The organism is Rothia sp. HMSC036D11 (assembly GCF_001814205.1).
GTDB lineage: Bacteria > Actinomycetota > Actinomycetes > Actinomycetales > Micrococcaceae > Rothia > Rothia dentocariosa.
In genome coordinates this window covers 1-270 of sequence record NZ_KV815276.1, presented here as the reverse complement: position 1 = coordinate 270, position 270 = coordinate 1, and the positions used below count along the sequence as shown (strand labels likewise).

The following is a 270-nucleotide window of genomic DNA, read 5'->3' as shown; positions in this document are numbered from 1 at the left end:
ACGGGTACTGGGAGAACCATATGCTGCCCTATCTAGAAGCGGAGGGGTGGGCTGTCATCACTATTGATTGTGCTGGGGTGGTATCGTATATGGACTTCGCCAGGCGGTTGGTTAAAACTATCGACCCTACCTACAGTTTTCCTGAAGGTTTTAATATGCGTTGGGCTTCCGAAGAGGCATGTTTGATTAGGGATAGGGATATGCGTCAGGGGCTTTTCGTTTTGTATAAGAATTTTGAGCAGCTTTTTACTATGGCTGATGATGATATAA

General features: G+C 45.6%; 1 pseudogene. It reads left to right on the top strand.

What is annotated here, in order from left to right:
* A pseudogene (locus HMPREF2958_RS01040) lies at window positions 1-270 on the top strand (hypothetical protein); the annotation flags it as partial.